Origin of the sequence: Kitasatospora sp. NPDC048545 (genome assembly GCF_040651155.1) — a bacterium.
GTDB lineage: Bacteria > Actinomycetota > Actinomycetes > Streptomycetales > Streptomycetaceae > Kitasatospora.
Genome location: NZ_JBEZIQ010000041.1, coordinates 1 through 18,363 on the forward strand (window position 1 = coordinate 1; position 18,363 = coordinate 18,363).

The window sequence follows — 18,363 nt, forward strand, 5'->3', positions numbered from 1 at the left end:
AGCTGGGCGCCGCGGCCGGTGCCGACCAGCAGCGCGGTCGGAGTGGCCAGGCCCAGGGCGCACGGGCAGGCGATGATCAGCACGGCGACAGCCGCCGTGAAGGCGGCGGTGGGGCTGTCGGTGGCCAGCAGCCAGCTGACCAGGGTGGCCAGGGCGATCAGGACGACCGCGGGGACGAAGACCGCGGAGATCCGGTCGGCGAGCCGCTGCGCGGCGGCCTTGCCGTTCTGCGCGTCCTCGACCAGCCTGGCCATCCGGGACAGCCGGGTGTCCGCGCCGACCCCGGTTGCCTCGACCACCAGGCGCCCGCCCGCGTTGACGGTGCCGCCGGTGACGCCGTCGCCGACCCCGACCTCGACCGGGACGGACTCCCCGGTCAGCATCGAGGCGTCCACCGCGGAGCCGCCCTCGACCACCACGCCGTCGGTCGCGATCTTCTCGCCCGGCCGGACCACGAAGCGCATGCCGACGGCCAGCCGGTCCACCGGCAGGCGCTCCTCGCGCGCCCCCCGCAGCACCGTGACGTCCTTGGCGCCGAGGTCGAGCAGGGCGCGCAGCGCGGCGCCTGCCCGGCGCTTGGAGCGGGCCTCCAGGTGGCGGCCGAGCAGGATCAGCACGGTGACGGCGGCGGCGGTCTCCAGGTAGAGCGTGGAGGAGGCGTCGGTGTCGGCGACGGAGAGCGAGAAGTCGTGGTGCATGCCGGGCATGCCGGCGTGGCCCCAGAACAGCGCCCAGAACGACCAGCCGAAGGCGGCCAGGGTGCCGAGCGAGACCAGGGTGTCCATGGTGGCGGCGCCGTGCTTGAGGTTGGTCCAGGCGGCGCGGTGGAACGGCAGGCCGCCGTACACCACGACCGGGCCGGTGAGCGCGAAGGCGAGCCACTGCCAGTTGGTGAACTGCAGGGCGGGGACCATCGACAGCATGACCACCGGCAGGCTGAGGACGGCGCTGGTCAGCAGCCGGTCGAGCTGGGGGTACCCCCGGCCGGAGGCTGGGGGAAGGTCGGCGGCGGGCTGCCCGGGTGCGGCGGCCGGGCCTTCCGGTCCGGGGGCGGCGGGTGCGGGGGGCGGGGGGAGCTCGGCGGTGTAGCCGGTGCGCTCGACCGTGGCGATCAGGTCCGCCACCGTGACCCCGGGGCCGTGGACGACCCGGGCCGTCTCGGTGGCGTAGTTGACGGTCGCTTCGACGCCGTCCATCCGGTTGAGCTTCTTCTCGATCCGGGCCGCGCAGGAGGCGCAGGTCATCCCGCCGATCGACAGCTCGACCCGGTCCCGGGCCTCGACGTCCGGGGCGGAGGTGCTCATTGCGGATCAGCTCCTTGCTGGGGGCGTGCGGCGGGGCCGCTGGTCCGGCCCCGTCGCACCTCGGCGGTTCAGGCGCTTCGGCCGACCAGCTCGTAGCCGGCCTCGTCGACGGCGGCGCGGACCTGCTCGTCGTCCAACGGCGCGGCCGAGGAGACCGTCACGGTCCCGGCCTTGGCGTCGGCGGCGACCTCGGTGACCCCGGTCAGGGCGGAGAGCTCCTCGCTGATCGCCTTCTCGCAGTGGCCGCAGCTCATGCCGGAGACGGTGTAGGTGATGGTGCTGGACATCGGGGCCTCCGAGGTCTGGGCGGCCCGGGCGGGTCGGCCCGGGCTCGGACTCTTGTGAACGACTCTGCCGACACCATACCCCTATGGGGTACCTGGGGATCGGTGGGGTGCAGCACGCCGGCGGGCGGGCCCCGACAGTCGAGCGTAGGCGCCCGGGAACGGTGCGACGCCGGAGGGGTGGGCGGATGAGTGCGCGTCGTGATCGTCCCTTATGTTCGATATGTGTTTCCGATCCGCCGCGCCCAGTCACCCTCGGCTCCCGAAGCAGCCGGACTGCCCCCGGCCCGGCAGCGCCGCGCCCTGCTGGCCGCCGACCTCCAGGACGTGCCGCTCTGGCGGCGCGCCGCCCCGGCGCTGCTCGCCATGCTGCTGGTCGCGCTCGCCGACTTCCTCTCCGGCAAGGACCGCTACCTGGCACCGCTGATGACCGTCGTGCCGACCGTCGCGGCGCTGACCCTCCGGCCCCGCGAACTGCTCGCGGTCTGCGCGCTCGGACTGGTCCTGGTGTTCGGGCTCAGTCACTACGACGAGGTCGACAACATCAACGACGCGCGCTTCCTCTACGGCGCGATGGTCAGCTACCTGGTGGTGACGCTGTTCTCGGCCTGGGTCGCCCGGCTCCGGATGCGGCGCGCCGCGGCCTTCGCGGCCGTCAGCTCCGTCGCCGAGGCCGCCCAGCGGGCACTGCTGCGGCTGCCGGGGCCGGTCGTCGGGCCGCTGCGGCTGGCCGTCCGCTACGTGTCGGCGGCCGACGCCTCACGGATCGGCGGGGACCTGTACTCCGTCCTGCAGACACCGCACGGGACGCGGGTCGCGGTCGGGGACGTCCGGGGCAAGGGGCTGGCCGCGGTGCAGACCGCGGCGGTGGTGCTGGGCGCGTTCCGGGAGGCCGCGTACGACGAGGCCGGGCTGCGGGGCGTCGCGGCGCGGATCGAGGCCAGCGTCGAACGGCACGTACCGGACGGGGAGTTCACCACGGCGCTGTTCGCGGAGTTCCGCACGCCCGGGGTGATGGAGCTGCTGCAGTACGGGCACGTGCCGCCGATCAGGGTCGACGGCCAGGGCCGGGCGCACGTCCTCGAATCGCCGGACCCGTGGGTGCCGCTCGGGCTCGGCCGGCTGGCGGCGGGGGAGCCGGCCACCTGGGGGCAGCCGTTCGGACCGGACGACGTGCTGGTGCTCTGCACGGACGGGGTGATCGAGGCGCGGCACCGGACGAGCGGGGAGTTCTACCCGCTGGCGGAGCGGGTCGGGGCGCTGGTCCACGGAGCCGCGCGCTCGGAGGGCGAGCTGGAGGCGGCGGTGGGGCGGGTCTACGGGGACCTGCTGGCGCACACGGGCGGGGACCTGCGGGACGACGCGCTGCTGTTGCTGATCGCGCGGACGGACGGCTGACCGGCCTCGGCGGGTGCGGTCGGTGTTCGGGGGGCGGTCGGTGCCCAGCGGGCCGTCGGTGCCCGGCGGGCGGTCGGTGCCCAGGGGGCGGCCCGGGGCCGGGCGGCTCGGCGGTGGGGCCCGCGCTTCCGGCTGACTTCCGGTGCTCCCCGCCACCATCCGCCGCCGTCCGCCGTCCGCCGTCCGCCGGCTCCCGCTGCCCCGCGCCCTGGCCGGAGCGCGGAAAGCGGCAGGGGGCCGGCGGGCCGTCGGCGCGGGTCAGCCGGCGGCGGCGTCGGCCGTGGTGTCGGCGAGGCTGCGGAAGATGAGCGCGGTGGAGGTGGCGCCGGGGTCCTGGTGGCCGATGCTGCGTTCGCCGAGGTAGGAGGCGCGGCCCTTGCGGGCCTGGAGGGGGACGGTGTCGCGGGCGCCCTGTTCGGCGGCGTCGGCGGCCGCGGCGGCGGCTCCGGGGAGGGTGGCTCCGGCGGCGGCCGCGGCCCGGAAGGCGGCGACGGCCGGGGTCCAGGCGTCCACGATGGTCTTGTCGCCGGGTTCGGCCCTGCCCAGGAGGCGGACGGCGTCCAGTCCGGCGGAGAGCGCCTCGGCGAGGGCGGCTGGGTCGGCGGGCCCGGGCAGGGCGGCGCCGATGGCGCGGAAAGCCTTGCCGTAGAGCGGGCCGGAGGCGCCGCCGACCTTGGAGATCAGCGTCGTGCCGGTCCTGGTGAGGACGGCACCGGGGTCGGCGGGCCGGAGGCCGTCGAGCGCGGTGAGGACGGCCGTGAAGCCGCGCTGGAGGTTGCTGCCGTGGTCGCCGTCGCCGATCGCGGAGTCCAGCTCGGTGAGCCGGGACTGCTCGTTCTCGACGGCTGCGGCGATCGCGCCGATCCAGGCCTCGGCCAGCCGGGTGTCGAACGCCGCGGTGTCGGCCGGCGTGAGGCCGGACGCTGCGGTGTCGGCCGGCGCGGGGCCGGACGGCGGGGTGTCGGGGTCCATCGCGAATCCTCCTCAGGCCCGCTTGAGGGCGGGGGTGTCGACCGGGGCGTCCCAGAGGTCCAGCAGTTCGGCGTCGGCCTTGGTGAGGGTGAGCGAGAAGCCCGCCATGTCGAGGCTGGTGACGTAGTTGCCGACCAGGCTGCGGGCCACCGTGATGCCGTGCTCGGCGAGCCGGGCGGCGACCTCGCCGTAGACCACGTACAGCTCCAGCAGCGGGGTGGCACCCAGGCCGTTGAGCAGGGCGATCACCTCGTCGCCCGCGGTCAGGTGGTGGTCGGTCAGGATGGTCTCGACCACCTCCGCGGCCAGCTCGCGGGCCGGGCGGAGCTTCTCGCGCCGGCGGCCGGGCTCGCCGTGGATGCCGACGCCGACCTCGATCTCGTCCTCGGGCAGGTCGAAGCCCGGCTTGCCGGCGGCCGGGACGGTGGCGGCGGTGAGCGCGATCGCGAAGGAGCGGGAGGCGGCGTTGACCCGCTCGCCGAGGGCGGCCACCTCGTCCAGCGGGGCGCCGCGCTCGGCCAGCGCGCCGGCGGTCTTCTCGACCAGGACGGTCGCACCGGTGCCCCGCCGCCCAGCCGTCCAGGTGGAGTCCTCGACCGCGACGTCGTCGTTGACCAGGACCGTGCGGACCTCCAGGCCCTCCTCGGCGGCGAGTTCGGCGGCGAGCTCGAAGTTCATCACGTCGCCGGTCGAGGTCTTCGCGCGACTACACCAACTGGTGGGGTCGGAGAGGGGGCCCTGACCAGGGGAGATACCGTGCAGAGCATGCGCGTTCTCATATACGCCCGGCTGTCCCGGGCGGCCGACAACTCCACCTCCATTGAGCGACAGCTTGAGGCATGCCGCCGTCTCGCCGAACAGCGAGGCTGGACCATCGTTGGTGAGTACGTGGATGAGGGCGTGAGCGGGGCGACGGACCCGGAGGAGCGGCCCGGCATGTCCGCCATGCTGGCCCGACTCGGCGAGGCTGACGCCATCCTGTCGTGGAAGCTCGATCGGCTGTCCCGGTCCTTCCTGGCGTTCGCTGACCTCATGCACCGCTGTGACGCTGCCAGCATCGGTCTCATCTCGGCCACTGAGCCGCTGGACACCACGTCTCCGATGGGCCGTGCCATGGTCCAACTCATCGCGGTATTCGCTGAGTTGGAACGCACGATGATTCGTGAGCGCATCCTGAGCAGCAAGGCACACCTCAAGACGACGGATCGACACATCTCCGGCCGCGCGCCGTACGGGCTGACGATCGTTCCCGCGCCGGACGGCAAGGGCAAGGTGCTGGAGCGTGACCCCGAAGCGGTGGAAGTCATCCGGGACATCCTTGCTCGGCTGATCTCCGGTACTCCGGGTACCCGCATAGCCGCCGAGTTGCAGCGCAAGGGCGTGACCACGCCGCGTGTCCGTACGTCGCTCAAGCCGGACCCCAAGCCGTCAGCGTGGTCGTTCCAGACCATCAAGCACATCGTTTCGCACCCCTCCCTGTTGGGTCACCGGCTGGATGACCGGGGGCACGTGATGCGGGACGAGAACGGCGCGGAGCGGGTGTTCTGGGAGCCGGTTTGTGATCGGGACGTGCTGAGTACGGCGCGGGCGGCCCTGCGGTCGCGCAGCTTCGAACGGACAGCACCAGCACGGCGGCACTGGCTGTTCGGTGTGGCCATATGCGGAGAGTGCGAACGGCCGCTCACGCAGAACGCCAGGGCGGGGAAGAAGAACGCCGAAGCCGGGTACGACACGCGCCCGGTGTTGCGCTGCATTGGGACAAAGGCCGATCCCTGCAAGGGAGTTCTTATAGCTGAACACAAGCTCTCCGAGTTCGCGGCGGATGAGTTCCTTCGCGTGGCCGGGAAGTGGCAAGCCAAGGAACCCGTCTTCGTCCCCGGCAACGACGTGTCCGAGGAACTGGCGGCCGTGGAGCGCTCCATCTCGAACCTTCGTGACGACCGTGACGCGGGTCTGTTCGATGACGACGAAGACGACTACCGGGAGCGTATGGCGGCGCTGGTCGCCCGGCGGAAGGCGCTGCGGGACCAGCCGGTGACCGAACCCCACTGGGAGGAGCGCCCGATGGGATGCACGGTCGCTGAGTACTGGGAACGCCTCACGCCAGAGGCCCGGGGAGGGTTGCTTCGTGACATGGACTTGCGCGTGGTCGTCAACTCGGCGAATCGTCGGCGGAACATAGCCACTGCGGACCGGGCTCGACTCGCCCACCTTGAAACGCTGGGCTGGCCTGACGGCGTGTAGGCACCCCTGTAGGCCCGCTCAGTCCCCGTCTGGCCCCCGTGGTCCGGCGGGGCTTCTTCATGCCCGCAGACGGGCCGCACAGGGCTTCTGGTTGAGCATTGCGCGGGCCGCACAGCACCCATGCACTCGACTTCCCGGCGAACAGCCCTCAGCGATGTAGGTATGTAGGTTCAACCCTGTTTCCAGCAATGCATATAGAAACCTATAGGGAAACCCGGAACAGCCCGGGAACCTGCATACCTACATCACTGGTGACCCTCGGTATCGGCTCGATTGCGAGGGGTGGCATGGTGCCGCGCTCCCGTGATGACGAATGACGATGCCGAAGCCCGTTTCGGTTTTACAGCAGGGTAATTTTTTATTTGGCCCTCTCTATTCACCTATAGTGCTTCTGGCCTGCTGCTTCTTGTCTCCAGTGAGTCACTAGGATAGTGCTGTCAGTCCTTGATGGTTCACTTCTGGCTCACCTCTGGAAAGACAGCGGGGTGGAATGACGTGAACATTTTCAAGGAGTCCAGTTGGGAAAGTACGTGGATGACGCGCTCGCGCTCCGGGTCTGGGAGGCTGCCGCCGCTGTGGCCTCGCTCCCGGGTGTGCCAGTGGTGCCGTTCGTGTGGGACGGGGGCCGGTGGGTGACTCAGGGCGGCGAGTACCGCGACCTGCCTCTGATCCGCCGAGGCATGGGTGAGTGGCTGCTTGCCGTGGCGGTCGAGATGGATGCGGCTAGTAGCTCTGCCGCCCGGCGGACGAAGCTGCGCGATCGGCTTTCCGGGCTTTATGAGGCGATGCCGGATGCCCGGACGGAAGAGGAAGAGACCCGCCTGACCACGGAGATAGGCGAGGTTCGCCGACTGCTGGACATCGAGGATGCTCGGGCGCGCATCACTGTTGATTACGCGACTGCCCAGCGCGCCCGCGACGTTGCGGAGGAGATACGGTCTGCCTCGGTTGGCCGTGCGAATCAACTCCTTTCGCAGGCTTCGCAGTTCGACGCTTTTCGCGCTGTGATGAAGGACCCGGCCGAGTGGGTCGCAGCGCTGGGTACTGCGCCCCGGAACGAGCATGTGCGCACTTCCGCCGTGTGGGAGGCGTTCAGCCTGGCTGAGCCTGCCCTTGCTCGGTCGCTGGGCATTAAGACGGGTAAGCGTCTGCTGTTCGCTGCGATGGACAGGCGGTTTGGTGCCCGCCGGAAGCTGTCCGGCTACGAGGGTTGGCGGGGTGTCGCGCTGACGGCCCCTGGGAGGCCACAGGCGGCCGTCTGAGCGTCTGTGAGCCCCTGAATGGCAGAGGACCACCTACCAGATCTTGTAGGTGGTCCTCTGTGGCTTGCTGCGCTCTACTCGGCATCCAGGTGCCGGTACAGGGTCGCCCTGCTGATCCCGAGCGCCTTGGCGATGCTGGTGACGCTCTCCCCCTTGGCGCGCCGTGCGCGGGCTATGGTCAGCTTGTCGTCGCTGATGACGGTAGGCCGTCCGCCGACGCGTCCCTGAGCCTTGGCGGCTTCCAGTCCGGCGCGGGTCCGGTCCTTGATCAACGAACGCTCGAACTCGGCCATGGCGCCGACGACTTGGAGCATGAGGCGCCCGTCCGGCGTGTTCGGGTCGATGCTCGCCAGTGCGCCGGTAAGGACCTTGAAGCCGATGCCGCGCGCCGACAGCGCGTCCACCATGGTCACGAGATCGATGAGCGACCGGGCGAAGCGGTCAAGCTTCCACACGCACAGGGTGTCGCCGGGGCGAAGGTAGTCCAGCACGGCGGCAAGCTCGGGTCGGTCGGTGTTCTTGCCGCTGGCCTTGTCGGTGAAGATCCGGGAGCAGCCGGCTTCGGTCAGGGCGTCGTGCTGGAGCTGTGCTTCCTGGTCATCGGTGGAGACCCGGGCGTAGCCGATCATGTGGCCGGTGCTCTTCGTCATGTCTCAATGGTCTCATAACCCGTCTCAAAACACCAAGCCCTGAGAGATGGTTCTGAGACGGGTTTTGAACACCGGATCGGCCCCGAATCGGCGCTGTCGGCAAGTGTCTCAATAACCATCGTTTGTTAGACGGCCAGCGGCGGTGACCGTCTGTCACGCGGCTCGACCCCAGGGGGGCACTCCCCGCCCGTTCCACTGGCGACCGGCAGGGAGGGAAAACTCTCGTATGGCTGATCGGGGCGTTTGCGCGGGGTCGGTGTGACGGTAGCCCGGTGGCGCCGTCGACAGCTCATGAGGCTGGGGTGTAGCCGCTGCGGAAGTTCGGCGCCGTGTCGCTCGGCGATCCCGGTCCCAGCTCGAAAGACGCACCCTGGGTGTGATGCCGTTTTCATGCCCCCAAGCGATCAACTAGCCACTCTCGCAGTGGAGTCCGCACCGGGAGGCTTGGAGAAAGGACTCCCAAAGACGCCGCTAGGCACGGTTAGCGCGTTCTTACCGGTTGTGCGGGAGGTGTGACTCCCCGTGCGGACGTATGGGGGTACCGGGGGGGTAGGTCAATCTCTAGGCGCATCGGCGTTGGGGACCCGGCCCCCAGTGCTGCGCACACGGCCGCAGGTTGGCGACCCCGTTTCGGTGGCTGGTGTGACTCCCAGCGCGGACGTATGGGGGTACCGGGGGGTGGGTCAATCTCTGGGTGCTGGGCACTCCCGGACCCGGCCCCCATGCTCGCGCACGCCGCCGCGAATTGGAGGGCGGGGGGTATGCCGCTACTGGGGCGTATGCCGAGGCGCAGCGGGAAGCCCCCCGTACTGTTCCTCTGCCCTGCTGAGGGGCGTGGGTGGCGCGGGGGGCTCCTGTGTTCCTGCGGGGGCGGATGCCCGGGGGCTCACACGTTCCCGAACTCGCCAGCCTTCACGCCCGCCACGAAGGCGGCGAACGCGTCGGCAGAGAAGGTCAGGGCCGGGCCGTAGGGGTCCTTGGAGTCACGGACGGGGACAGCGCCCAGACGCCCAATTTCACTCGGTGCCCACTCGACGCACTCCCCGCCGCTCTGGCTGTAAGACGACTTCACCCAACCGGCGTTGGTAAGGTCGATGCTCATTGAAGTCCCTTTCGGACAGTGCTGATCCTGGCGAGCGAAGCCACGGTCGATGGTGACTCCACCTGTAGCTGATCGTAGTCTCTCGCCCATGCCGCGCAGGTGGTTGAGTTCCGTTCCAGGTGCCCACGGGCGTGGGCCTCGCTGTAGCCGACCATGGACCGGTCTGGGAGCGTCAGCAGCACGACGGGGAAGATGAAGGGCACCATCTCGCCCAGGCTCAGCGGTGCGACTTGCACGGTGATGTTCGGGCGCTCAGCGAGCGTGCTCACGTGGTCCAGTTGCCGCGCCATCACGAGAGGGCCGCCGACGAGTCGCGTCACGCAGCTTTCGTCCATGACTGTGTGGATGATCGGCGGGTTCGGCCGCTCCAGTACCCGGTGCTGCCGGGCGACTAGGAAGGCAACACGCTCGTCCGCTTGGTCCTGGGTGATGCTGCCGCGTCGAACTGCTGCGGCTGCGAGGGCTGCCGCGTACTCGGGGGTCTGGAAGAGTCCTGGGATCACGCCAGTCTGGAAGGACTGGAGCTTCCGGCAGCGGGCTTCACAGTCGGCGAACTCCTCGAACCCTTCCAGTAGGGCGGCGCCGGTGATGCGTCGGAGCAGCTCAACGAATACCCCGCCGGTCTCGAACACTTCATCGGCTTTTAGTGCCAACTTGGAAGTTGGTGTCTCCTTCCCTCTTTCGATCAGAGAGATCCATGTGTCTGAGTAGCCCAGGAGTCCGCCTAGCTTCTCCTGTGTCCAGCCACGCGCCCGCCGTAACCTGCGGAGTTCTGCGCCGAAACGTGCCACCGGCGATGACGTGGAGTCGGGTTCTGGTGTCAACGTGGGCATCGGAGATTTTTACCTGCCGATCTACTACGGGTTGGAGCACTGGCCGTCAGTCCCAGCGCTGCCGATCCTAGTTACGAACCGAGCGCGGAGAGGAGCGGCGGTGGCGACGAGCAGAAAGCCCCCCAGGACGCTGTATCAGCCCAGGGTGGGGGAGGTTGTCCGGGACTTGGCCCACAAGGGCGCTGAGGGTGTCTACATGGGCACGGTGGCGGGCAGGGTCTACCTCCGGCCCCCGGGTGGCGGGGTGGAGTGGGAGACCTACCCCAGCGAGATCGAACCGCTTGGGAACGCGCCGGAGCGGGAGAGGGTGGCCGATGGCGCAGCCTGACACCCTCCCGAAGTGCCTTGTATGCGAGGCTTTCGACAAGATCGACCGCGCGTTCGCGGAGTCGCCCCAACTTCCGGATCAGTCGGTGTTGCGGGAGATCGAACTTCGCCGCCTGGACCACGAACTCACCTGCGCGCACAGCCCGAACGGGGGTGCGCCCGTTGAACGTCGCGATTGCGACCCCACGCGGTGAGAACCCGGACGACGGCAACGGATGCCCGTCCTGCGCGTGGATGATGTCGGCGGCGGAGCAGTACCCGGCCGATGTCTTCCCGACCATCGCGCGCAGCGTGGAGCTGAACCTCGCTCGCCATCTCGCGTCGGGTGAGTGTCTGGCGGAGCCGGACGACGACCAGGAGCCGGAGCCGGTCGTGTCCGCGCTGGAACCCGTCCCCGAGTCGCCGACCATGGCCCGTCTGAGGGAGCAGTCCCGCAAGGCCGACGCCCGCTCCCGCCACCCCTCCACCCGCCGACAGAACTGGAGCCAGTAATGCCGTCCGGCCCCGACCACAAACTGCCCACGCACAGCGGATGCGCCCCCGCGCTGGCCAAGCTCCAGCACGACGACTCGTTCGACGTGATCGCCTATGCCGAATGTCGCGACGGATCCGGCGTGTGCGCGTGGGACAGCGGCGACCCGGCGTTGTTGGACGAGTTGGCGGTCGACATCGCAGAGCACTGCCGTGAGACGGGCCACGCGAGGTTTCTGCGGACCGTGACGCATCACGTGACGGTGGAGTCCAGCGACCCGCCCACATAAGGAACAGCGCGACAGGCCCCGTCCGTGCGTACCCCCCGGCGCATGGGCGGGGCTTCATGCTGCTCTGGGCTGTTCGTTGGTGTAGTGGTCTGATTTACTCGGTGTAGTTCTTCACGACGAAGACGACGCCGGCGCCGTTCTCCACGGCCTTGGCGGCGGCCAGCATCTGGTCCGGGACGGGCGAGGTGAACACCTCGCCGGGGCAGGCGGCGTCGAGCATGCCGGGGCCGACGAAGCCGCCGTGCAGCGGCTCGTGGCCGGAGCCGCCGCCGGAGATCAGCACGACCTTGGGCCCGGCCGGGCGGGCGGCCCGGGAGATCACCCGGTTGGGGATGTCCACCGTCAGCTCCGGGTGGGCGGCGGCGACTCCGGCCAGCGCGTCCTCCAGGACGCCCTCCGGGGTGTTGATCAGCTTCTTCAACGCTCTTCGCTCCCTTGGTGACCTCGGTGACCTCGGTGGGGACGCTGCGGCCGCGGACGCCGGTGGGCCCGTCGTGCGGGGCGGGGCCCCGGACCGACGCTACGCCAGACGGGGGCGGCGGGCACGGGGTGCGACACGCGCGATTCCGGTCACTCTCCCGGAGCAGTGGGACCGCGCCGTAGGGTCGTCGGCATGAGCGGAAACGTGGGCATCGTCCTGGTCTCGCACAGCGCCCGGCTCGCGGAGGGGCTGCGCGAACTGCTCGGCGAACTCGCCCCGGACGGCGTGCGGGTGGTGGTGGCCGGCGGGACGGAGGACGGCGGGCTCGGCACCAGCTACGAGCTGATCGCCGGGGCGATCGCGCGGGCGGACGGCGGGGCGGGCGTGGTCGTGCTGCCGGACCTCGGCAGCTCGGTGCTCACCGCCGTCACCGTGCTGGATGACGAGCCGCGGCCGGGCGTGCGGCTGGCGGACGCGCCGTTCGTGGAGGGCGCGGTGGCCGCCGCCGTCACCGCCTCGACCGGGGCTGGGCTGGCCGAGGTGGTCGCGGCGGCCGAGGACGCGCGGGGATTCCGGAAGCTGTAGGACTCACTTGGCGTCGGCGTAGCAGTCCACCACCGCCGTGGTGAGCGGGAACCGGACCGGGGTGTCGCCGAACACCAGCCGGCGGGCCTCGTCGGCGGCCTCCGTGACGGCGGCGGCCACCTCGTCGGCGAGGTTCGCCGGGGTGTGCACGATCACCTCGTCGTGCTGGAAGAACACCAGGTGCGGGCGGTCCGCCGGGCCGGCCGACGGCAGTTCGGCCAGCCGCCGGCGCAGGGCTGCCAGCAGGGCGAGGGCCCAGTCGGCGGCGCTGGCCTGGATGACGAAGTTGCGGGTGAAGCGGCCGCGGGCGCGGGCCGTGCGGCCGCCGGCCTCGCCCGCCGCGTCGGCCTCGGTGAGGTCGAGGAAGTCGGCGGTGGCGGGCGGGCAGACCCGGCCGAGCCGGGAGGCGACCACGCCGCCGTCCTCGCCGGTGCGGGCGGCGGCCTCGACGTAGCCCATCGCGGCCGGGTAGCGGCGGCGCAGAGTGTTCAGCAGCGGGCCGATGTCGCCGCTGGTCTGCCCGTACATGGCGCCGAGGAGGCCGAGCTTCGCCTTCTCCCGGTCGCCGTGGAAGGCGGTCGCGGCGAGCGCCTCGTAGAGGTCCCCGCCGGCCGCGGTGCGGGCCAGCCCGGCGTCCCGGGAGAGCGCGGCGAGCACCCGGGGCTCCAGCTGGGCGGCGTCGGCGACCACCAGCAGCCAGCCCGGGTCGGCGACCACGGCCCGGCGCAGGATGCGCGGGATCTGCAGGGCGCCGCCGCCGCGGCTGGCCCAGCGGCCGGAGACCACGCCGCCGACGACGTACTCGGGCCGGAAGCGGCCGCCGCGGGCCCAGGCGTCCTGCCAGGCCCAGCCGTGCGCGACGTGGATCCGGGCGAGCTCCTTGTAGCGGATGAGCAGTTCGGCGGCCGGGTGGTCGACGCCCTTGAGCTCCCAGGAGCGGGTGGAGCCCAGCTGGATCCCGGCGTCGGCGAAGGCGCGCAGCACCTGGGTGTGCGAGTCCGGGTTGAACGGCTTCGCGCCGAGGGCCTGCTGGAGTTCGACGGAGAGGTCGGCGAGCAACCGGGGCTGGGTGCCGGGGACGGCGGGGCGGGGGCCGAGCAGTTCGGTGAGCAGCCGGTCGTGGACGTCGGCGCGCCAGGGCAGGCCGTCCTGCGCGATCTCGGCGGCCACCAGGGCGCCGGCCGACTCGGCGGCGACCAGCAGCCGGAACCGCTGCCGGGCGGCCGGGTCGGCGATCGCGGCGATCCGCCGCTGCTGTTCGGCGTGGACGGCGACCACGGCCTCCAGCGGGTCGGCGCCGGGGGGCAGTTGCAGCCGGTCGGGGGCGAACAGGGTGTCCTGGCCGTTGTCGGCGTCGGCCGGGCCGGGCTCGGGCAGGTCCGCCGGGACGGGCAGGCCCCGCAGCCGGGCCCAGGCGGCGCCGAGCGAGCGCGGGGCGCCGAACCGGCCCTCGTGCGCGAGCAGCAGCGCCTCGACCAGCCGCAGGTCGTGGCAGCGGGCGAGCCGGTCGGGCAGGCGCGCCAGCAGCGGGGCGTACGCGGAGTCGGTGGTGGCCCAGACCCAGCGCGGCGCGGGCGGAGCGCCGCTCCCGGCGGCCTCGCGGGCGGCGACCGCGGCGGCGAGGTCGGGGACGGTTTCGGGCGGGCCGAGCGGGGCGCCCGCGTCGTCCAGCGGCTGGAGTCGGCCGCCGGGGCCGTGCGGGTCGGGCGCGAGGGCCGTCCTGGGTGCCACGGGGGCTGCTCCTCTCCGGCGCGCGGCGGGGCGTGCGGGTACGGGCACGGATGTGCGGGCTTACGGGTGTCCTGCGCTGACGTTAACGCGTGGGTACGACAACGGGTGAGGGCCGCATAGGCAGGGTGGGTGACACCGCGTATGGTCGGCGAAATGACCGAGAACCCGTTTTTCCGGCCCAGCACGCTGGACTACGAGCTGCCCCCCTTCGCGGAGATCCGGGAGGAGCACTACCTGCCCGCCTACGAGCGCGGGACGGCCGAGCAGCTGGCCGAGATCGCGGCGATCACCGCCGACCGGAACCCGCCGACCTTCGAGAACACCCTGGTGGCCCTGGAGCGTTCCGGGGACCTGCTGCACCGGGTGGACGCGGTGTTCCGCAACCAGTCGTCCTCCGACACCACCGACCTGCTGGACGAGGTGGACGCCAAGGTCAGCCCGCTGCTCGCGGCCCACCACGACGCGATCCACCTGGACCGCGCGCTGTTCGCCCGGATCGAGGCGTTGTACGGGACCCGCGACGAGCTCGGCCTGGACCCGGAGTCGCTGCGGCTGCTGGAGCGCCGGTACACGAGCTTCGTGCGCTCCGGCGCCCGGCTGGGCGAGGCCGAGCAGGACCGGCTGCGCGGGCTGAACGCCGAACTCGCCGCCCTGGGAACGACGTTCCAGCAGAACGTGAACGCCGCGACCCGCGCCGCCGCGCTCGTCCTGGACTCCGCCGAGGAACTGGCCGGCCTGTCCGAGGGAGCGATCGCCGGTGCGGCGGAGAACGCCCGGGTGCTCGGTCACGAGGGCAAGTACGTGCTGAGCCTGCAGAACACCTCCACCCAGCCCGAGCTGGCGCAGCTCACCGACCGCTCGGTGCGCGAGCGGCTGCTCGCCGCCTCGCTCGGCCGCGGGAGCGGGGACAACGGGCCGATCGCGATCAGGATGGCCGGGCTGCGGGCCGAGCGGGCGGCGCTGCTGGGGCACGCCAGCCACGCCGCGTACGTGGTGGCGGACGAGACGGCCGGCACGGTCGGGGCGGTCTCCGCCCTGCTGGCCCGCCTGGTCGGGCCGGCCGTGGCCAACGCCCGCCGGGAGGCGGCCGAGCTGGCCGGTGCGGCCGCCGTGGACGGGATCGAGGAGATCGCCGCGCACGACTGGGCGTACTACTCGGAGAAGGTCCGGCAGCGCTCCTTCCAGGTGGACGCGGCGGCGCTGCGCCCGTACTTCGAGCTGGAGCGGGTGCTGCGCGACGGCGTCTTCTTCGCGGCGAACCTGGCGTACGGACTGAGCTTCACCGAGCGGCCGGACCTGACGGCCCACCACCCGGACGCGCGGGTCTTCGAGGTGTTCGAGGAGGACGGCACCCGACTGGGCCTGTTCATCGGTGACTTCCACGCCCGGGCGTCCAAGCGCGGCGGCGCCTGGATGGACTCGCTGGTCGTCCAGTCCGGGCTGACCGGGCAGCGGCCGGTGGTGCTGAACAACCTCAACATCCCGCGCCCGGCGCCCGGCGAGCCGGTGCTGATGTCCTGGGACGAGGTGCGCACGCTGTTCCACGAGTTCGGGCACGCGCTGCACGGCCTGTTCTCGGACGTGCGGTACCCGCTGTTCTCCGGCACCGCGGTGCCGCGGGACTTCGTGGAGTTCCCGTCACAGGTCAACGAGATGTGGATGGTCCGGCCGGAGGTGCTGGCCAACTACGCCCGCCACCACGAGACCGGGGAGCCGCTGGCGACCGAGCTGGTCGAGCGGATGACGGCGGCCGAGGGCTTCGGGCAGGGCTTCCGGACGGTGGAGTACCTGGCAGCCACGCTGCTGGACTGGGCCTGGCACACCGTGCCGCAGGGCGAGGAGATCGCGGACGCCGAGGAGTTCGAGGCACGGGCGCTCGCGGCGGCCGGCGTCGCGGTGGACGCGGTGCCGCCGCGCTACCGCACGACGTACTTCCAGCACGTGTTCGCCAGCGGCTACAGCGCGGCGTACTACGCCTACATCTGGTCGGAGGTGCTGGACGCCGACACCGTGCAGTGGTTCGAGGGCAACGGGCGGTCGGTGCGGGAGAGCGGCGAGCTGTTCCGGCGCGAGCTGCTGGCCCGCGGATTCGCCCGGGACCCGCTGGAGTCCTTCCGCGCGGTGGTCGGCCGGGCGCCGGAGACCGGGCCGCTGCTGGCCCGCCGCGGGCTGCTGTAGCCGCCGGTCACCACCCGGGGCCGCCGCGGCGGGGTGTCAGCGCGCCGTGAGGGTGACCTCCACGGGGGTGCCCGGGCGGGTGTGCGGGAGCCGGATCCGTACGGTTCCCGCACGCCCGGCCGCGGGCTGCTCGACCTCGACGCGGGCACCGGCGGGGGAGACCGCGACGCCCGCGCCGTGCGGGAACGCGTCCGGCGGCAGGACGAGTTCGCTGTCCTGCCCGGTGCCGTCGGAGCTCCAGCGGACGGTGCCGCCGTCGGTGCGGACGCCGCTGCCGGCCACGGCGGCCGGGAACGGGCCGAAGGCGGGCTCGTCGCCGGGGGCGGGCCGCCCGGCCGGGTCGAGCGCGCAGTAGCCGCCGGTGCCCCGGCACCAGTACCACATCGTCCAGCCCTCGGCGAAGCCGTCCATCGCGGCGACCTGCCGGCGGACCAGCTCGCGGTTGCCCGGCGTGCGGGAGTTCGGCGGTCCCCACTCGCCGACCAGGACCGGCAGGCGGTGGGCGGCGGGGTAGGCGGTGATCGCGGCGGAGTACTGCTCGACGAAGCCGTCGGACGGGTCCCAGTCGGCGCCGTTCTCGACCGCGGTGTCGTAGAAGTGCGGGGCGTAGCCGAGCCGGGGCGCGCCGGGGCGCGGGTCGGTGAATCCGGGCAGCTGCGTCGGCACGCCCTGGCCGACCAGGACCGTCGGCTCCACGAACAGCCAGGCGCGGTCGTCGGCCCGGCGCACGGCGGAGATCAGCCGGCGGTACATGTCGGCGAGTCGGCCCCGCTCCAGGGCGGCGGAGGCGGCGGCCAGCACGGCCGGGTCGCTCGGGTCGCCGTCCACCGGGCCGAACGGCTCGTTGAACAGGTCGTAGCCCAACAGCGAGCGGTGGCCGCGCAGTTCGCGGGCCAGCCGGGTGTAGAAGTCGGCCTGCCAGGCGCGCAGGTCGGGGTCGTCGTAGAGGTGGCGGAAGGCGGCCTGGACGGCGGGCTGGAAGTAGCCGGCGAACCAGTCGTCCGGGTCGGGGGTGAAGGGCAGGCCGTCGTCCCGGGTGGCCCAGACCGGGATGCCGTTGGTGCCGCCGCCGAACTTCGGCCCGTAGACGTCCTGGTGGAAGTCGACCAGGACGAGCAGGCCGAGGCGGTCGGCCCGGTCGAGGAGTTGCCGCAGGCGGTTCAGCTCGGCAGCTTCGAGGCGGCCGCGCCGGGGTTCCAACCTGGTCCAGGAGACCGGCAGTCGGACGAGCGTGTAGCCCCGGGCGGCGACGGCGTCGAGGTCGGCAGGGGTGGCCTCGGCGTACTTGTCGAGGTTGAAGCCGCGCAGCCCGAGCCGGCGGCCCCGGGCGTCGGTGAGGGCGGTGCGGCCGTCCGGGGCGGTGGCCGTGCCGGTGGGGAAGCGGTCCCGGTGGCCGCCGGGGGCCTGGGCCGGGGCGCCCTGGGCCGGGGCGGCGGTGAGGACGGCGGTGGCGGCGAGCAGCAGGGCAACGGCGGTGCGGCGCAGGCGCATCGGGACCTCGCACGGCGGGGGGACGGGGGCCCGATGATGCCCGGCCTGTCGTGTGCCGCACAAGGGTCGTGCGCACAAGGGTCGTGCGCGGAAGTGGAGTTCGGCCGGTGGGCGGTCAGTCCGCGGCGGGCTCGACCGGCGCGGCCGGGAGGACGGCGGTCGGCAGGTCCGCGGCGGCGGCCAGGCGCCCCCAGAGCAGGTCGGCCAGGGCCTGCACCATCCGGGTCCGCGAGCAGGGCCTGGTCTCCAGCCACCAGTCCCCGGCGGCCAGCACCATGCCGGTGATGCCGCGGCCCCAGGCCTCGGCGAGCAGGTCGCGGTCGGCGCCGAGGTCGACCTGGTTCTGCACGGCCCGGGTGATCTCCTCGGCGATCTGCCGCAGGGCGGGGGCGAGCGCGTTGCCGGCGCCGCTCGGGTCGCCCGGCTCGGGGTGGGTGAGCAGCCGGTAGACCTGCGGGCGGGCCTCGATCCCGGCGAGGTAGGTGTCCAGCACGTGCTCGACCCGGTCGCGGCGCTCCAGCGGTTCGGCGAGGGCGGCCCGGACGGCGGCGAGCAGGCCGCCGGTGTGGCGCTCGGTGAGTGCTCCGATCAGGCCGTTCCGGTCGCCGAAGTGCCGGTAGAGGATCGGCTTGGTGATGCCGGCCTCGGCGGCGATGGCGTTCATGCTGGCGCCCGGTCCCTCGCGCTGGATGACCCGGTCGGCGGCGTTGAGCAGTTGCTCGCGGCGGGGCTCTCGGGACATGCGCTGCTCCTCGGAGTCGGGGGACTGACCCGGCGTCGGTACCCGGCACGGGCGTTGACACCGGTTACCAATCAGTAG

17 protein-coding genes and 2 pseudogenes are annotated in these 18,363 nt (G+C 72.2%); 8 read left to right on the forward strand and 11 right to left on the reverse strand.

Annotated elements, in window-relative coordinates; genetic code table 11:
* Together AB0D10_RS31460 and AB0D10_RS31465 are read right to left on the reverse strand one after the other, a co-directional pair.
* Positions 1 to 1,304 (reverse strand): heavy metal translocating P-type ATPase (locus AB0D10_RS31460; protein ID WP_360262356.1); only part of this gene is annotated, 1,304 nt, incomplete at its 3' end.
* A 68-nt stretch (positions 1,305 to 1,372) separates the two neighbouring features.
* Positions 1,373 to 1,591: a cation transporter gene (locus AB0D10_RS31465; RefSeq protein WP_360262357.1), complete on the reverse strand. Its 219-nt coding sequence runs from the start codon at positions 1,589 to 1,591 to the stop codon at positions 1,373 to 1,375.
* A 222-nt stretch (positions 1,592 to 1,813) separates the two neighbouring features.
* Here AB0D10_RS31465 and AB0D10_RS31470 point away from each other — a divergent pair, with 222 nt between their 5' ends.
* Positions 1,814 to 2,986, forward strand: a complete 1,173-nt coding sequence (locus AB0D10_RS31470; protein ID WP_360262358.1) for a PP2C family protein-serine/threonine phosphatase — start codon at positions 1,814 to 1,816, stop codon at positions 2,984 to 2,986.
* A gap of 258 nt (positions 2,987 to 3,244) precedes the next feature.
* Here AB0D10_RS31470 and dhaL read toward each other — a convergent pair whose 3' ends face one another.
* A complete protein-coding gene (gene dhaL, locus AB0D10_RS31475) occupies positions 3,245 to 3,958 on the reverse strand; it encodes a dihydroxyacetone kinase subunit DhaL (RefSeq protein WP_360262359.1) in 714 nt (237 codons plus the stop codon).
* A 12-nt stretch (positions 3,959 to 3,970) separates the two neighbouring features.
* A pseudogene (locus tag AB0D10_RS31480) lies at positions 3,971 to 4,648 on the reverse strand (dihydroxyacetone kinase subunit DhaK); the annotation flags it as partial.
* Between the two features lie 75 nt (positions 4,649 to 4,723).
* Here AB0D10_RS31480 and AB0D10_RS31485 point away from each other — a divergent pair.
* Both AB0D10_RS31485 and AB0D10_RS31490 read left to right on the forward strand, forming a co-directional pair.
* Positions 4,724 to 6,202, forward strand: coding sequence for a recombinase family protein (locus AB0D10_RS31485; RefSeq protein ID WP_360262360.1), 1,479 nt, complete (start codon positions 4,724 to 4,726; stop codon positions 6,200 to 6,202).
* Between the two features lie 518 nt (positions 6,203 to 6,720).
* A complete protein-coding gene (locus AB0D10_RS31490) occupies positions 6,721 to 7,464 on the forward strand; it encodes a hypothetical protein (RefSeq protein WP_360262361.1) in 744 nt (247 codons plus the stop codon).
* Positions 7,465 to 7,538: 74 nt separating this feature from the next.
* Here the strand turns inward: AB0D10_RS31490 and AB0D10_RS31495 are convergent, their stop codons facing one another.
* The 3 genes from AB0D10_RS31495 to AB0D10_RS31505 form a co-directional block, all read right to left on the reverse strand.
* The gene (locus tag AB0D10_RS31495; RefSeq protein ID WP_360262362.1) at positions 7,539 to 8,114 is read right to left on the reverse strand and encodes a recombinase family protein; all 576 of its coding nucleotides are present in this window, start codon (positions 8,112 to 8,114) and stop codon (positions 7,539 to 7,541) included.
* A gap of 886 nt (positions 8,115 to 9,000) precedes the next feature.
* Positions 9,001 to 9,216, reverse strand: a complete 216-nt coding sequence (locus AB0D10_RS31500) for a DUF397 domain-containing protein (RefSeq protein ID WP_360262363.1) — start codon at positions 9,214 to 9,216, stop codon at positions 9,001 to 9,003.
* A complete protein-coding gene (locus AB0D10_RS31505; protein ID WP_360262364.1) occupies positions 9,213 to 10,049 on the reverse strand; it encodes a helix-turn-helix transcriptional regulator in 837 nt (278 codons plus the stop codon). The genes AB0D10_RS31500 and AB0D10_RS31505 overlap by 4 nt, the downstream gene beginning before the upstream one ends.
* Positions 10,050 to 10,149: 100 nt before the next feature.
* Between AB0D10_RS31505 and AB0D10_RS31510 the strand changes: the two genes are divergently transcribed.
* The 3 genes from AB0D10_RS31510 (at position 10,150) to AB0D10_RS31520 (ending at position 11,137) form a co-directional block, all read left to right on the forward strand.
* A complete protein-coding gene (locus tag AB0D10_RS31510; protein ID WP_360262365.1) occupies positions 10,150 to 10,377 on the forward strand; it encodes a hypothetical protein in 228 nt (75 codons plus the stop codon).
* A gap of 161 nt (positions 10,378 to 10,538) precedes the next feature.
* Complete coding sequence (locus AB0D10_RS31515; RefSeq protein ID WP_360262366.1) at positions 10,539 to 10,868, forward strand: hypothetical protein; 330 nt, start codon at positions 10,539 to 10,541, stop codon at positions 10,866 to 10,868.
* Positions 10,868 to 11,137, forward strand: coding sequence for a hypothetical protein (locus AB0D10_RS31520; RefSeq protein WP_360262367.1), 270 nt, complete (start codon positions 10,868 to 10,870; stop codon positions 11,135 to 11,137). Before AB0D10_RS31515 ends, AB0D10_RS31520 begins: the two co-directional genes overlap by 1 nt.
* A gap of 103 nt (positions 11,138 to 11,240) precedes the next feature.
* On the opposite strand, the pseudogene AB0D10_RS31525 reads toward AB0D10_RS31520, so the two are convergent.
* A pseudogene (locus AB0D10_RS31525) lies at positions 11,241 to 11,558 on the reverse strand (dihydroxyacetone kinase subunit DhaK); the annotation flags it as partial.
* A 192-nt stretch (positions 11,559 to 11,750) separates the two neighbouring features.
* Here AB0D10_RS31525 and dhaM point away from each other — a divergent pair.
* Positions 11,751 to 12,143 (forward strand): dihydroxyacetone kinase phosphoryl donor subunit DhaM, encoded by a 393-nt coding sequence (gene dhaM, locus AB0D10_RS31530; protein WP_360262368.1) that lies wholly within the window; start codon positions 11,751 to 11,753, stop codon positions 12,141 to 12,143.
* Positions 12,144 to 12,146: 3 nt separating this feature from the next.
* Here the strand turns inward: dhaM and AB0D10_RS31535 are convergent, their stop codons facing one another.
* Complete coding sequence (locus AB0D10_RS31535; RefSeq protein WP_360262369.1) at positions 12,147 to 13,874, reverse strand: bifunctional 3'-5' exonuclease/DNA polymerase; 1,728 nt, start codon at positions 13,872 to 13,874, stop codon at positions 12,147 to 12,149.
* Positions 13,875 to 14,027: 153 nt separating this feature from the next.
* On the opposite strand from AB0D10_RS31535, the gene AB0D10_RS31540 reads away from it, so the two are divergent.
* The gene (locus AB0D10_RS31540; RefSeq protein WP_360262370.1) at positions 14,028 to 16,052 is read left to right on the forward strand and encodes a M3 family metallopeptidase; all 2,025 of its coding nucleotides are present in this window, start codon (positions 14,028 to 14,030) and stop codon (positions 16,050 to 16,052) included.
* A 36-nt stretch (positions 16,053 to 16,088) separates the two neighbouring features.
* Here AB0D10_RS31540 and AB0D10_RS31545 read toward each other — a convergent pair whose 3' ends face one another.
* Both AB0D10_RS31545 and AB0D10_RS31550 read right to left on the reverse strand, forming a co-directional pair.
* Positions 16,089 to 17,543, reverse strand: a complete 1,455-nt coding sequence (locus AB0D10_RS31545; protein WP_360262371.1) for a cellulase family glycosylhydrolase — start codon at positions 17,541 to 17,543, stop codon at positions 16,089 to 16,091.
* Between the two features lie 115 nt (positions 17,544 to 17,658).
* Entirely contained in the window at positions 17,659 to 18,285 is a 627-nt protein-coding gene (locus tag AB0D10_RS31550) for a TetR family transcriptional regulator (RefSeq protein ID WP_360262372.1), read from the reverse strand.
* Positions 18,286 to 18,363 lie beyond the last annotated feature (78 nt).